This is a genomic window from Pseudomonas germanica (genome assembly GCF_019614655.1).
GTDB lineage: Bacteria > Pseudomonadota > Gammaproteobacteria > Pseudomonadales > Pseudomonadaceae > Aquipseudomonas > Aquipseudomonas neuropathica.
On record NZ_CP071586.1, the window covers coordinates 5,229,679 to 5,242,420 of the forward strand.

Consider the following 12,742-nt stretch of genomic DNA (forward strand, 5'->3'; position numbering starts at 1 on the left):
GGTGTGTCAGTCAACATTAACGTTGTTTGACACACCGCTATCGCGAGCAGGCTCACTCCTACAGGGTTTTGCGGTGCCTGATCAGGCGATTTCGGCGACAACCGAAGCCAGTGCCTTGGCCGGATCCGCCGCCTGGCTGATCGGACGGCCAATCACCAGATAATCGGAACCGGCATCCAGCGCCTGACGCGGGGTCAGAATGCGGCGCTGGTCGTCCTGCGCGCTGCCCGCCGGACGAATTCCCGGGGTCACCAGTTGCAGCGAAGGGTGCGCAGTTTTCAGTGCCGAGGCTTCCAGCGCCGAGCACACCAGACCGTCCATGCCAGCCTTTTCGGCCAGCGCGGCCAGACGCAGCACTTGCTCTTGCGGCTCGATATCCAGACCGATACCAGCCAGGTCTTCACGCTCCATGCTGGTCAGCACGGTCACGCCGATCAGCAACGGCTGCGGGCCGCTGCGTTTATCCAGCTCTTCACGGCAAGCGGCCATCATGCGCATACCACCGGAGCAATGCACGTTGACCATCCACACGCCCATCTCGGCAGCGGCTTTCACGGCCATCGCGGTGGTGTTGGGAATGTCGTGGAATTTCAGGTCGAGGAATACTTCAAAACCCTTGTCACGTAGGGTGCCGACAATTTCGGCGGCGCAACTGGTGAACAGTTCCTTGCCCACTTTGACCCGGCACAGTTTCGGGTCCAACTGGTCGGCCAGCTTCAGTGCGGCGTCACGGGTAGGGAAATCCAGGGCGACGATGATAGGAGTCTGGCAGGCGGACATGAATGGGCTCTCAGGCAGGTCGAAATCGGCGCGCATTGTAGCGGAACCGGCGGCAGCGCGGCACCCGATGATCGGTAAATCGTCGCGCTGGCCGTGATCAGCATAGCGCTCGCTGCTATTGTGTCGACTCCGATACACAACCGACACGCCAGCAACAAGCACCCGCGCTAGCCTCGCCAGCCGCAATACGTCCTTACATCAGCACTTCCCGCCTCACGGCCGGACGCCTATGCTGAAACCACAACCTCGCAGCCCATCTTTTGTGGTTGGCGGCCTACTGGCAGATGAACAGCCTCATGCACAACACCCAAATGACCGCGACGGATGAGCCTAAAGACGACAAGCGCTGGAGCATTCGCGCGCTGATCGTCGATGATGACGTGCCGATCCGCGAGCTGATGATTGACTACCTCGCGCGTTTCAATATCCACGCCAGCGGCGTCACCGACGGCGCGGCGATGCGTCAAGCGATGCAGGCCGAACATTTCGACGTTGTCGTGCTGGATCTGATGCTGCCCGGCGAAGACGGCTTGTCGCTATGCCGCTGGCTGCGCGCTGAATCGGACATCCCGATCCTGATGCTCACCGCACGTTGCGAACCGACCGACCGCATCATCGGCCTGGAACTGGGCGCCGATGACTATATGGCCAAACCGTTCGAGCCACGCGAACTGGTCGCGCGCATTCAAACCATTCTGCGCCGGGTGCGCGACGATCGAACCGAACAGCGCGCGAACATTCGTTTCGACAACTGGCGTCTGAACAGCGTCCTGCGCCAGTTGATCGCCGACGATGGTCTGGTGGTGCCGCTGTCCAACGCCGAATTCCGCCTGCTGTGGGTGTTTATCGAACGTCCGCGTCGGGTACTCAGCCGCGAGCAACTGCTCGATGCGGCCCGGGGTCGCTCGATCGAAGCCTTCGACCGCAGCATCGACCTGCTGGTCTCGCGTCTGCGGCAGAAACTCGGCGACGACCCGAAAGCACCGCAGTTGATCAAAACCGTGCGCGGTGAGGGTTACCTGTTCGACGCGCGAGACATCGGCTGATGCGGGCGCGCTTCGACACGCTGTTCGGGCGCCTGTTTGGCGTGCTGTTCGTGGCGATTGTCCTGGCGCACCTGCTGGCGTTCGCCTGGTTCCGCCTCTACGGGCCACCGCCGCCCCCGCCGCCACCGGAGTTCTCCCAAGGCGCCGAAGGGCAACCGATGGCACATGATCCGCGCTACCCGCCACGGCCACCGCGTCCGTGGTTCGGTGGCCCGGTGGTGCCGCTGACCTTTCAGTTCATCACGCTGATGATCGCGGCCTGGTACGGCGCCAAACTGCTCAGTCGCCCGATCCAGCGCCTGAGCGACGCCGCCGAACGTCTCAGCGAAGACCTCGACAGCCCGCCACTCGACGAGTCCGGCCCGCGGGAATCGCGACAAGCCGCCTACACCTTCAACCTGATGCAGCAACGCATTCGCGAACAGGTGCAACAGCGCGCACGGATGCTGGGCGCGGTCTCACATGACCTGCGCACACCGCTGTCACGCTTGAAACTGCGCCTGGAGAACATCAGCGATGAAAAGCTGCAAGGCCAGATGCGCCAAGACCTCGACGACATGATCGGCATGCTCGACGCCACCCTCACCTATCTGCACGAACAGCGCACCAGCGAAGCCTTGCAGTTGATGGATGTGCAGGCGCTGGTCGAATCGCTGTGCGAAAACGCTCAGGACCAAGGTGCCGACGTGCAGGTCAGCGGCCATTGCGCACCTCTGCCGGTGCAGCCGATGGCGCTGCGTTCGTGCCTCAACAACCTCATGGACAATGCCCTGCGTTATGCCGGCCAGGCACGCATCGAATTGCAGGATCAACGCGAGCAACTGCTGATCCGCGTGATCGACCACGGCCCGGGGATTGCCGAGGACAAGCGTGAAGCGGTGTTTGAACCGTTTTATCGCCTGGAAGGCTCGCGCAATCGCAACTCCGGCGGTGTGGGGCTGGGTATGACGATTGCCCGCGAAGCGGCCCAGCGCCTGGGTGGTCAGCTCAACCTCGAAGAAACCCCCGGCGGCGGCCTTACCGCCATCATTCGCCTGCCGCGCACCTGAGAACACCACCGCCCCCCTGTGGGAGCGAGCCTGCTCGCGAAGGCGTCAGTTGATCCAGTATCTCCTTTGAATGTACCGCCCTCTTCGCGAGCAGGCTCGCTCCCACAGGGTTCGGGGGTGTTCATTGCATCGTGTGTACTCACCGGTACAAACCCCACATACCCCCGACAACTTGCGCCCCGACGCTGCATAAGCCGGTACACCCACCGGTTTTCCATTCCAGGGAGTGAGTCCGATGATCGGTAGCGTCAGCAACTACACGAGCTATACCAGCACCAGCAGTACCTCCACGCAAAACGCCCGTAGCCAGCAACTGCAAAAAGAACTGTTCGCCAAACTCGACAGCAACGGCGACGGCGCGGTGGATCAGGACGAACTGAAAAGCGCCCTGTCGCAGAAGAACGACGACGGTCTGCTGGTCAACCTGAGTAAACAATTCGGTGATCTGGACAGCGACGCCAGCGGCAGCCTCAGCGCCGAAGAAATGACCGCCATGGCGCCACCGCCACCGCCACACGATCAAGCACCGGACACCGACCTCGCCGACGCCCTGATCAGCGCCCTCGACAGCGACGGTGACGGCGCCATCAGCAGCGACGAACTGAGCAGCGGCCTGACCAGCGCCGGCAGCACTGCCGACAGCAACGAAATCTTCTCCGCCCTCGACAAGAACAAGGACGGCACCGTCAGCCAGGACGAACTCACCGCCAGCCTGACACCGCCACCTCCACCGCCGCCACACATCAACAGCGACGAACTGTTCAGCCAACTTGATGCGGATGGCGACGGTAGCGTGACCGCGACAGAACTCGGCAGCGCACTGCAAGCCAGCGACAGCGCGACTTCAACCACCAGCACTGACACCAGTGCCGCGCTGCTCAAGGTTCTCGATAGCGACAGCAGCGGCGGTGTAAGCAGCGACGAGCTGAAAGCGGCTTTACAGGCAGGGCGAGAACGGCCGGATGAAGAACAGACCGCTTCTACCCAGAGCACCACCGAAGCCCTGAACCGCATGATTGCCAATCTGAGCAAACAGTACTCGCTGGAGAAAACGGCGTCGGTGGGCAAGTATTTGAATGTGGCGACTTGAGTCGAAGACACTATTTGCCGCGGACAATCAAAAGCCCCTCACCCTAGCCCTCTCCCAGAGGGAGAGGGGACTGACCGAGGTGTTTGGGAGAGGCACGCCGACGTGCGATACCGCGTCGAACTGAGGCTTTGAAAAGCACACATTTCGGCCCCCTCTCCCTCGGGAGAGGGCTGGGGTGAGGGGCAGCTACAACGCAAATCAAACGCCGAACACTCCACGCTCTTCACCACTCAACAGGATGAGCGTTAGCTCGGCTGCTGCTCTTGATCTTGATCCACCAGCGACGTCGGAAGGCTGAGTGGAGGGATTGATCCGGGCGTGGGAGCGCAGCGACCGTTTGGCGCAGCCAAACACAGCGAGAGGAGGTGCAGCGAAGCAAACCGTAGGCGCTGCGCCCGGATCGATCCCGCAGCGAAGGAACCCCGAGCCCCAGCGAGCGGGCCGCACGTAGGAGCAAGCCTTTTTGGTTACTTTTCGCTGGGCCGGCATTCCGGCGTCTGGAAAAAGTGACCCGCCGTAAGGGCGGAACCTTAATCAGCAACACCCGCAGCAACGGATATGCCCACAAAAATCAGCGCCGCTCCTCAACCCGCCCCTGACTCTTGCTCCAATCCGTCAACAAACTATAAGCCACCGCCAACAACGTAGGCCCGATAAACAACCCGATAAACCCAAACGCAATCAATCCGCCAAACACCCCAAGCAACACAATCACCAACGGCAAATTCCCCCCGCGGCTGATCAAATACGGCTTGAGCACGTTGTCCACGCCACTGATGATGAACGTCCCCCAGATCCCGAGAAACACCGCCATCCCGTACTCACCCTTCCACGCCAGCCAGGCCGTCGCCGGCACCCACACCAACGGCGGCCCCATCGGAATCAGACTCAACAGGAAGGTGACAATCCCGAGCACCAGCGCCCCCGGCACCCCGGCAATCAAAAACCCGATCAACGCCAGAACCGCCTGCGCCGCCGCCGTGCCGATCACCCCGTTGACCACCCGCTGCACCGTACCCGCCACCAACTCGATGTAATACCCGGCACGATCCCCGATCAAGCGCTCCAGCAGACTGTGCACAAACGCCGCCAGCCGAGGCCCGTCACGATAGAAAAAGAACACAAAGACAATGCTCAACGTCAGCTCGAGAATCCCGCCACCAATCTGCGCACTGCGCGCCAGCAGCCAGTTACCGACCTGCCCCAGATAAGGTTTGATCGACACCATCAGCGCGGCGCCCTGCTGATCGATGCTGTTCCACAGCCCGACCAGGCGCTCGCCCACAAACGGCAAAGTCCCCAGCCACACCGGCGCTTCCGGCAGACCGTCGACCTGCACATCCTTGATGAACGCCGTGGCATCACGCACATGATCCCCCACGTTGAACCCCAGCCAGACCAGCGGCGCGGCCACCAGCAGCATCCAGCCCAGCGTCAGAATCCCCGCAGCCAGCGACTCACGGCCATTAAGCCAGCGGGTCAACAGACGCATCAGCGGCCAACTGGCGAATGCCAGCACCGCGCCCCAGAACAGGGCCGACCAGAACGGCGCCATCACCCAGAGGCTGGCACCAAACAACACCAGCAGCAGGATCTGCACCAGCAGGCGATCGTTATTGAGCATGTAAGGTCTCGAAAAAGTCAGTCAGGCAAAGAGTAGGCGAACACGCGGTTCGTGCTCGCCCGAAACAGCTTAACGCAACAGATCGATGCGCAGGCCAGAGCCTTCGACACTGCCGGTCTCCATGCGTGCCGCCCGCACGCCCTGATTGATCAGAGCCTGTCGCCAGGCCTCGGCTTTCGGCCCGGACACCGTCACGCGCAACGTCGTATCGAGATTAAGGCCACGGGAAATCAGGCGTAGCCATGTATCGTCCGGGTCATTCACGCGATCAGGAAAATCCAGCTCACCGGTGCTTTTCAACTGACGCAACAGGGTCGCCGAGGTCGGCAGCAGCTCACCCAACGGTGCAGCCGCCTCGAACTGTTCGACATGCAGATAGGCTTTGCGGTTGCCGCGCGTGATGCTGTAAAGCGCCACCAGCGTGTTGTCACGCGGTGCGGCCAGTCTCAACAACAGATACGCCTGTTGTTCGTCAGCACCGTACAACTTGGCGTTGCCGAACACCTCGTTGGCCCACAGGCTGCTTTCGCCGCAATCACGCGCCTGACACCAGAACAGCAATTCGGCGTCCTGCTTTTGCAGGGCTTCACGAGCGGCGGTAAAAGCTTCGGTGGCGGAGTGTTCGGGGGGTAACTCGTAGGTCACCGAAGTGGTCTGGCCACGGGCGGTGACCTGGCCGTCGAAACGCAGCTGCCCGCTGATCTTGCGGATCGAACCCAGCGGATAGATCCGCTCAAGCTCCACAGGCGGGCGGTAGTCGACGATCTGTGCATCGGCCAGACGCGGCACGATCTGCAGATCCTGACTGCCCGGCACATCGGCGGCGAACGAAACGGTACTGAAACAGCACAGTGCCAACAGACTGAGTGACCGCATAGTCAGGCTCATCGGATCGGCATGACTGGGTAATTCGAGGTCGCAGCGGTATAGAAATCCATCGTAGTTGTCTCCCATTTCAACCCGCCCAGCCTCGACAGTTGCCCGCAGCAAGTCAAGGAATGGCGAAGAACCGATTGAAACAGTCTGCGACAAGGATCGCCCCGGCCTCATCGTTCAGGTGCAAATGGTGCCCGCCCGCCAACTGTTCCCGGCTAAAGGGTAGACGCTCCAGCAGCTCCGGATGTTTGGCCAGCATGCCGTCAGCCGCGACCACCAGCTGCGCCGGACAACTGACCCGCAGCGCGAAAGCCATTGCCTGTTCCTGGGTCAGACGCAGCGGCGATGGCAGGGTCAGGCGATTGTCGGTGCGCCAGGTGTAACCGCCGGGCACCGGCATCAAACCGCGCTGGGCCAACAATTCAGCCGCCTCACGGCTGACCGCCACCAGACCTTTCATGCGCGCTTCGATGGCACGGTCGAGGGTGCTGTAAACCGGTTTGCGCTTCTCGCGCAGATCCAGTTGCGCTTGCAGGGCCATGCCCATGCGCTCGGCGGCGTTTTCGCCTTTGTCTGTAGGAGGAATGACGCCGTCGATCAGCGCCAGATGGCTGATGCGTTCCGGCAGCGAACCCGCCAGCACCATGGAAACGATGGCACCCATCGAATGCCCGAGCAGGCCGAAACGCTTCCACCCCAGTTGTTCGGCGACTTGCAGCACGTCATGGGCGTAATCCCACAGCGCATAGCCGGCGCCGTTCGGCCGATGCCCGGAATGACCGTGCCCGGCCATGTCCAACGCAATGATGCGCAAGCCTTTGAGTTTGGGCGCCAATCGGGCAAAGCTGTTGGCATTGTCGAGCCAGCCATGCAGTGCAATCACCGGCAGACCGTCCTCGGGGCCGAACAAATGCGCGGCCAGCTCGATATGCGGCAGGCTCAGGCGCACTTCTTCGAAAGTCGGGCTCATGCGCAATCCTTGTCCTGACGGTTTTCCCAGCGAGTAAACAGATTCTTCAATAGTCGTGCGGTGTCCTGTGGCCGCTCAAGCGGGAACATGTGGCCGCCAGGCATGCTCAGCGCCTCGCCCTGGGCCAGACGCGAAACGAAACGGGTGTGATGACGCATGACCACGCGACTCTTGTGCCCGCGCACCACCGCCAGCGGTACCTGTAATTGGCGGGTACGACCAGGGCTGGTATGCGGCACGCCACGATAGATGCTGATTTCGGTCGCCGGATCGAAGCGCAGGCGCAGCTTGTCGCCGACCTGGTGCAAACCATGTTGCAGGTAGGCATCGAAGCATTCCGGATCGAAACCACGGAACAGTGTCTTGCCAGCAAAATAGCTGCGCGCACTGTCGAGGTCGGCGAACTCTTCCCGCCGGCCCAGGGTGCGGCCGGCCGGGGTCAGTCTGTCGATGAAGCCAAAGCGCTTGGCCGCGCGAATCACCCATTGATCAGTGCGGGTCAGCACCGGCGAATCGAGCATCACCACGCCGCGATACAGCTCAGGGCAACGCAGCGCCGCGTGCAAATGCAGTACGCCGCCGAACGAATGGCCGACGCCCCACACCGGCTGATCCTGCTGCTGCAAATGGTGGATCAACTCGTCGACGAGGTTGTACCAATTGTCATCCGCCGGGAAACGCGGGTCATGGGCATGCTGCTCCAGATGCGCAACCCGGTACTCGGGCGCCAGCGCCGCGAACAATTTGCCATAGGTGCCCGAAGGGAAGCCGTTGGCGTGGGCGAAAAAGATCGGTTGCGACATGCTGGCAAATCCATGAGCGAGAAACGTGGCGTTGATTGTCCGTAAGACCGCGCCTTACAGCAATGACCGTAACTGCCAGGAATGATGACAGTCCGGTCAGCGTGATGGTGTGTCAGGGAGATCGCTTCCCCCTCACCCCAGCCCTCCCGAAACGTCGGACCGCCCCCAAGGGGGCGAGGGGAAAGGGAGCAGATTTGCATGAGTTTCAAAACCTGAGTTCGGCTCGATAACTCAGGTCGGCGCAACTCGAACATCCAGCCCGGTCAGTCCCCTCTCCCTCTGGGAGAGGGTTAGGGTGAGGGTGGCTGCTCACCCAGCGGCACCACCGCCATGGTCAGGCGCGACACACAACTGGCCTTGCCTTCATCACTGGTCAAGCGAATGTCCCAGACATGCGTGGTGCGACCGATGTGAATCGGCTTAGCCACCGCCGTCACCCGCCCACTGCGCAAGCCGCGCAGATGGTTGGCGTTGATCTCAAGTCCCACGCAGTAAAACTTGCTGGCATCGATGCACAGATAGCTGGCCATCGAACCGACGGTTTCCGCCAGTACCACCGAGGCGCCGCCGTGCAACAAACCGTAGGGCTGATGGGTACGATGGTCGATGACCATGCTCGCGGTCAGCGATTCTTCGTCGAACGCTTCGAATCGGATGTCCAGCACTTCGCCGATGGTGTTCTTCTGGATTGCGTTCAACTGCTCGATGTTCGGAGTGGTACGCCACAAGCTCATCGCAGACTTCCTTTATTGTTTTAGTGGTCGCTCAATCCTGCCACAGCACCGCCTCGCTGCGCTCGCTCCATTCTTCGAAACGCGCGCCATAGGTGTCTTCGATGACGTTGCGCTTGATCTTCAGGGTTGGCGTGAGGAAGCCGTTTTCCACCGCCCAACTGTCCTTGACCACCACCAACCGGCGCAGGCGTTCATGCTTGTCGAGTACGGCGTTGACCTCCTCCAAGAGTTTTTCCAGGCTCGAGTGCAGGCTCGCCCGGCCCTCTTCCTGATTGACCGTGGACAGCACACACAAACCCAGCGGCGCACTCAGGCCATCACCGACCACGCACACCTGTTCAATCCGCGAATGCACGGCCAAGCGATTTTCGATCGGTGCCGGGGCAACATATTTGCCCTTGCTGGTCTTGAAGATCTCCTTGAGTCGGCCAGTCAGTCGCAGGCGCCCTTCAGCATCCTGTTCGCCCTTGTCACCGGTGCGCAGAAAGCCGTCCTCGGTCAACGTTTCGGCGGTTTTCTGCGGTTCCTTGAAATAGCCGAGCATGTTCGCCTGACTGCGCACCTGCACCTCGCCCGACTCATCGATGCGTACTTCGACATCCGGACACGGCTTGCCGATCCAACCCTGCTTGTATTGCCCCGGCAGACAGATGTGCGAGTAGCCGCAACTCTCGGTCATACCGTAGACCTCCAGCACATCCAGGCCAAGTTTCTGATACCAGGCGAGCAAGGTCTGCGGCACCGGCGCGGCGCCGGATAACGCCACGCGCAAAGCATCCAGCCCCAGGCCTGCCAGTACCTTGTGACCAACGCGCTTGCCAATGAATGGCAGGCCGAGAAGAAAATCCAGACGTTTCGCCGGGATCTTGCTGTACACGCCCATCTGGAATTTGGTCCAGATGCGCGGCACACCGAACATCGCGGTCGGCCGTGCTCGCTGCAGGTCAGTGATGAAGGTCTCAAGGCTCTCGGCGAAGAAAACCGTCTGCCCGGTGTAGATCGACGCCAGTTCCACGAACATGCGCTCGGCGACGTGGCACAGCGGCAAGTACGAGAGCAATCGATCGTTCTCGTTAAGCCCGAACAGTTGCGTGCCGCGGGTGGTGGCGAAACCGAGATTGGCAAAACTGTGCATCACGCCTTTGGGCAGGCCGGTGGTGCCGGAGGTGTAAATGATCGTCGCCAATTGCTCGGCCGCCGGACGTGGATCGTCCTGAATTGGCGAGCTGCGCTGCAAGTCCGCCCAACTGAAATCGAAATCCCCGGGCGGGTGCAGTGGCAGACTAATGGTCGGCAGATCCGCCGGCACGCCTTTGCACATGCCCGGCCAGTCGTCGAGCTTGCCGATGAAGGCCAGCGCGCTTTCCGAATGATTGAGCACTTGCGCAACGGAGTCGGCAGTGAGGTTGGGATACAACGGAACCGAGACGTGCCCGGCCATCCAGATCGCCAGGTCGGCGATGATCCAGTGCGCGCAGTTTTTCGAGATCAGGGCGATATGGCTGCCCTGCGGCAACTCCCGCGCACGCAACCAATGTGCGGCGCAGCGGGCCTGATGGCCGACATCCGCCCAGCTCAGCGTCTCGACCTGGCCGCCGCCAATGGGCTGCACGAGGAAGCGCTGGCGCGGGTGCCGGGCTTCACGTTCGTAGAACACGTCCAGCGGCAAACGGAAGGCGGCAGACATGCGACTCGCTCCTGTTTTTTGGGTCTGGAGCAAGCGTAGTCAACCAAGCAAGTGCTTGGTTGGAAAATTCACACAAATAATTTCATGGTGTACGCAGTACCTGTAGGCCTTCGCCTGCTCGCGATAGCGGTATATCAGTCGACATAAATAGCGACTGATATACCGCTATCGCGAGCAGGCGAAGGCCTACACGGTCGGTGTTTACAACTTCAGGGATGTTTGAGGCTGTTGAGGTTCATCGAGCCGATCAGCAGTTCAGGGCTTTCCAGCTCAGCCAACCCGGCAGTACTGACCTTCTCCGGCGGATACCCGGCGCCATGTTGCAGATAACTCAGCAGATTGCCCACCAGCGGGTTGTGACTGACCAGCAGGACGTTGCTCACCGACACCAGTTGATCGGTGACCTTGTCCGGATCAACCTCCGGCGTCAGCCACTCGACCGTGCGAATCTCCGGCTCGAAACCCAGCGCCTCACGAACTATCTGCGCAGTCTGTTGCGCGCGCAGATAAGGGCTGGCGTAGATCGCCGTCAGCGGTTGGCCGATCAAATGGGCCGCGCTGTTCAAGACTTCTTTACGGCCGTGATCGGTCAGTTCCCGTTCGGAGTCGGGGCACGAGCCGTAAGGCACGGCTTCACCGTGACGTAATACCCAGAGTTTCATAGCTTGGGTTCCTCATCTCGAACCGGATGCGGTGCCGGTGCGACGGCGTGCGGCGCTTCACCTTCCGGAGTACGCGGGGTTGGCCAGTCGGCGAACGGCCACGGTTTCTGGTCGCTGTGGAAACTGCCGAAACGGCCGATCTGCGCCAGAAACTGGCTCAGGCTGTCGCCGAAATTCATCAGGCTGGCGCTCGGGGCGCCATAGATCAAACGATAGATCAGTTGCACCAGCACCACCGCGCCGAGGATGAACTGCGCCACTTGCCAGACCAGCACGTAGACGATCATCCACAACACGCGCAGAAGGATGGATTCGTACTTGGCTTCGGTTTTCGGATCGTTCATGGCTTGCTACTCCCGGCTCACTCAGTTGAAACCACTGGTGGAAATAAAGTCGACGTCGGTTTTCGGCTCGGCCCGCATCAGTAGACCGATCACCTGCTCCAGCGTGCGTCCTTCGAACAGGATTGCGTGCAGCCCGGCGACCAGCGGCATGTACACGCCGACTTCCTGAGACTTGGCCTTGAGCACCTTCAAGGTGTTGACCCCTTCAGCGACTTCACCGAGACGTGACACCGCTTCGTCGAGACTCAAGCCCTGACCCAGCGCAAAACCGACTTGATAGTTGCGACTCTTCGGCGACGAACAGGTCACGATCAGATCGCCGACACCGGCCAGACCGAGGAAGGTCATGGGGTTAGCGCCCTGATTCACGGCAAAACGGGTCATTTCCGCCAGTGCCCGGGTGATCAGCATGCTCTTGGTGTTCTCGCCCATCTCCAGCGCCACCGCCATGCCGGCGATGATCGCGTAAACGTTTTTCAACGCCCCGCCCAGTTCCACACCGAAACGGTCGGCGCTGGCATAAACGCGGAAGGTACGACCGTGCAGCGCGGCTTGCACGGCTTTACACAGTTCTTCGTCTTCGCTGGCGACCACGGTGGCGGTCAGTGCGTGTTCGGCAATCTCGCGCGCCAGGTTCGGCCCGGACAACACGCCGATGCGCGCCTGCGGGGCGATCTCTTCGAGAATCTGGCTCATCAGTTTGAAGGTCTGGGCTTCGATGCCCTTGGTCAGGCTGACCAGCATCTTGCCGCTCAACCGCTCGGCGTGGGCGGCAAGCACCGTGCGCAACGCGCTGGACGGCAGCGCGACAAAGCACAAATCGCAGGCGTCGAGGGTTTCCTGCAGGTCGGTGACGGCAGTCACCCCCGGCAGAATCTTGATGCCTTTGAGGTAACGCGGGTTTTCGCGATTGACCCGGATGGCCTCGGCCTGCTCGGGGTCACGCATCCACTGCCGGACTTGATGGCCGTTCTCGGCCAAAAGATTGGCCACGGCGGTACCAAAACTTCCGCCTCCCAGGACCGCAATCGGGCGCTGTTCAGTCATATGCAATCCGTTAATCCATACCAGTGGCGA

The 12,742-nt window shown here is 61.2% G+C and carries 13 protein-coding genes; 3 read left to right on the plus strand and 10 right to left on the minus strand.

The genetic code is table 11. From position 1 onward, the window contains the following. Nucleotides 1-81: 81 nt before the first annotated feature. Nucleotides 82-780: an orotidine-5'-phosphate decarboxylase gene (gene pyrF, locus J0G10_RS23140; RefSeq protein ID WP_176471268.1), complete on the minus strand. Its 699-nt coding sequence runs from the start codon at nt 778-780 to the stop codon at nt 82-84. 296 nt (nt 781-1,076) lie between these two features. Between pyrF and J0G10_RS23145 the strand changes: the two genes are divergently transcribed. From J0G10_RS23145 to xopAW, 3 genes are all read left to right on the plus strand, one after another. Next, a complete protein-coding gene (locus J0G10_RS23145) occupies nt 1,077-1,826 on the plus strand; it encodes a response regulator (RefSeq protein ID WP_442967424.1) in 750 nt (249 codons plus the stop codon). Further along, nucleotides 1,826-2,875 (plus strand): sensor histidine kinase, encoded by a 1,050-nt coding sequence (locus tag J0G10_RS23150; RefSeq protein ID WP_095048641.1) that lies wholly within the window; start codon nt 1,826-1,828, stop codon nt 2,873-2,875. Before J0G10_RS23145 ends, J0G10_RS23150 begins: the two co-directional genes overlap by 1 nt. A gap of 235 nt (nt 2,876-3,110) precedes the next feature. Beyond that, the gene (xopAW, locus tag J0G10_RS23155; RefSeq protein WP_095125214.1) at nt 3,111-3,965 is read left to right on the plus strand and encodes a XopAW family type III secretion system calcium-binding effector; all 855 of its coding nucleotides are present in this window, start codon (nt 3,111-3,113) and stop codon (nt 3,963-3,965) included. Nucleotides 3,966-4,536: 571 nt separating this feature from the next. Here xopAW and J0G10_RS23160 read toward each other — a convergent pair. The 9 genes from J0G10_RS23160 to J0G10_RS23200 form a co-directional block, all read right to left on the minus strand. Then, nucleotides 4,537-5,589 carry an AI-2E family transporter gene (locus J0G10_RS23160; protein WP_093442276.1) on the minus strand — a complete coding sequence of 351 codons (1,053 nt, stop codon included), beginning with the start codon at nt 5,587-5,589 and terminating at the stop codon, nt 4,537-4,539. A 69-nt stretch (nt 5,590-5,658) separates the two neighbouring features. Beyond that, on the minus strand, nt 5,659-6,465 hold the full coding sequence (locus tag J0G10_RS23165) for a DUF4892 domain-containing protein (protein ID WP_093442271.1): 807 nt from the start codon (nt 6,463-6,465) through the stop codon (nt 5,659-5,661). Nucleotides 6,466-6,580: 115 nt separating this feature from the next. Next, nucleotides 6,581-7,435, minus strand: coding sequence for an alpha/beta hydrolase (locus J0G10_RS23170; RefSeq protein WP_095051072.1), 855 nt, complete (start codon nt 7,433-7,435; stop codon nt 6,581-6,583). Next, nucleotides 7,432-8,238 carry an alpha/beta fold hydrolase gene (locus tag J0G10_RS23175; RefSeq protein ID WP_095051071.1) on the minus strand — a complete coding sequence of 269 codons (807 nt, stop codon included), beginning with the start codon at nt 8,236-8,238 and terminating at the stop codon, nt 7,432-7,434. The genes J0G10_RS23170 and J0G10_RS23175 overlap by 4 nt, the downstream gene beginning before the upstream one ends. A 290-nt stretch (nt 8,239-8,528) precedes the next feature. Then, nucleotides 8,529-8,972 (minus strand): hotdog fold thioesterase, encoded by a 444-nt coding sequence (locus tag J0G10_RS23180; RefSeq protein WP_095051070.1) that lies wholly within the window; start codon nt 8,970-8,972, stop codon nt 8,529-8,531. Nucleotides 8,973-9,003: 31 nt separating this feature from the next. Beyond that, a complete protein-coding gene (locus J0G10_RS23185; protein ID WP_095051069.1) occupies nt 9,004-10,659 on the minus strand; it encodes an AMP-binding protein in 1,656 nt (551 codons plus the stop codon). A gap of 209 nt (nt 10,660-10,868) precedes the next feature. Continuing rightward, nucleotides 10,869-11,321 (minus strand): phosphohistidine phosphatase SixA, encoded by a 453-nt coding sequence (gene sixA, locus J0G10_RS23190; RefSeq protein WP_095051068.1) that lies wholly within the window; start codon nt 11,319-11,321, stop codon nt 10,869-10,871. After that, nucleotides 11,318-11,665 (minus strand): DUF4389 domain-containing protein, encoded by a 348-nt coding sequence (locus J0G10_RS23195; RefSeq protein WP_008087808.1) that lies wholly within the window; start codon nt 11,663-11,665, stop codon nt 11,318-11,320. The genes sixA and J0G10_RS23195 overlap by 4 nt, the downstream gene beginning before the upstream one ends. Before the next feature lie 21 nt (nt 11,666-11,686). After that, a complete protein-coding gene (locus J0G10_RS23200) occupies nt 11,687-12,712 on the minus strand; it encodes an NAD(P)H-dependent glycerol-3-phosphate dehydrogenase (protein ID WP_090285290.1) in 1,026 nt (341 codons plus the stop codon). Nucleotides 12,713-12,742 lie beyond the last annotated feature (30 nt).

What these genes read in the sequence shown, in the direction of transcription:
- J0G10_RS23180 (WP_095051070.1), bottom strand. Translation starts at nt 8,972, where the DNA reads ATGAGCTTGTGGCGTACCACTCCGAACATCGAGCAGTTGAACGCAATC.
- J0G10_RS23175 (WP_095051071.1), bottom strand. Translation starts at nt 8,238, where the DNA reads ATGTCGCAACCGATCTTTTTCGCCCACGCCAACGGCTTCCCTTCGGGC.
- J0G10_RS23160 (WP_093442276.1), bottom strand. Translation starts at nt 5,589, where the DNA reads ATGCTCAATAACGATCGCCTGCTGGTGCAGATCCTGCTGCTGGTGTTG.
- J0G10_RS23165 (WP_093442271.1), bottom strand. Translation starts at nt 6,465, where the DNA reads ATGCGGTCACTCAGTCTGTTGGCACTGTGCTGTTTCAGTACCGTTTCG.
- xopAW (WP_095125214.1), top strand. Translation starts at nt 3,111, where the DNA reads ATGATCGGTAGCGTCAGCAACTACACGAGCTATACCAGCACCAGCAGT.
- pyrF (WP_176471268.1), bottom strand. Translation starts at nt 780, where the DNA reads ATGTCCGCCTGCCAGACTCCTATCATCGTCGCCCTGGATTTCCCTACC.
- J0G10_RS23145 (WP_442967424.1), top strand. Translation starts at nt 1,077, where the DNA reads ATGCACAACACCCAAATGACCGCGACGGATGAGCCTAAAGACGACAAG.
- J0G10_RS23185 (WP_095051069.1), bottom strand. Translation starts at nt 10,659, where the DNA reads ATGTCTGCCGCCTTCCGTTTGCCGCTGGACGTGTTCTACGAACGTGAA.
- sixA (WP_095051068.1), bottom strand. Translation starts at nt 11,321, where the DNA reads ATGAAACTCTGGGTATTACGTCACGGTGAAGCCGTGCCTTACGGCTCG.
- J0G10_RS23170 (WP_095051072.1), bottom strand. Translation starts at nt 7,435, where the DNA reads ATGAGCCCGACTTTCGAAGAAGTGCGCCTGAGCCTGCCGCATATCGAG.
- J0G10_RS23195 (WP_008087808.1), bottom strand. Translation starts at nt 11,665, where the DNA reads ATGAACGATCCGAAAACCGAAGCCAAGTACGAATCCATCCTTCTGCGC.
- J0G10_RS23200 (WP_090285290.1), bottom strand. Translation starts at nt 12,712, where the DNA reads ATGACTGAACAGCGCCCGATTGCGGTCCTGGGAGGCGGAAGTTTTGGT.
- J0G10_RS23150 (WP_095048641.1), top strand. Translation starts at nt 1,826, where the DNA reads ATGCGGGCGCGCTTCGACACGCTGTTCGGGCGCCTGTTTGGCGTGCTG.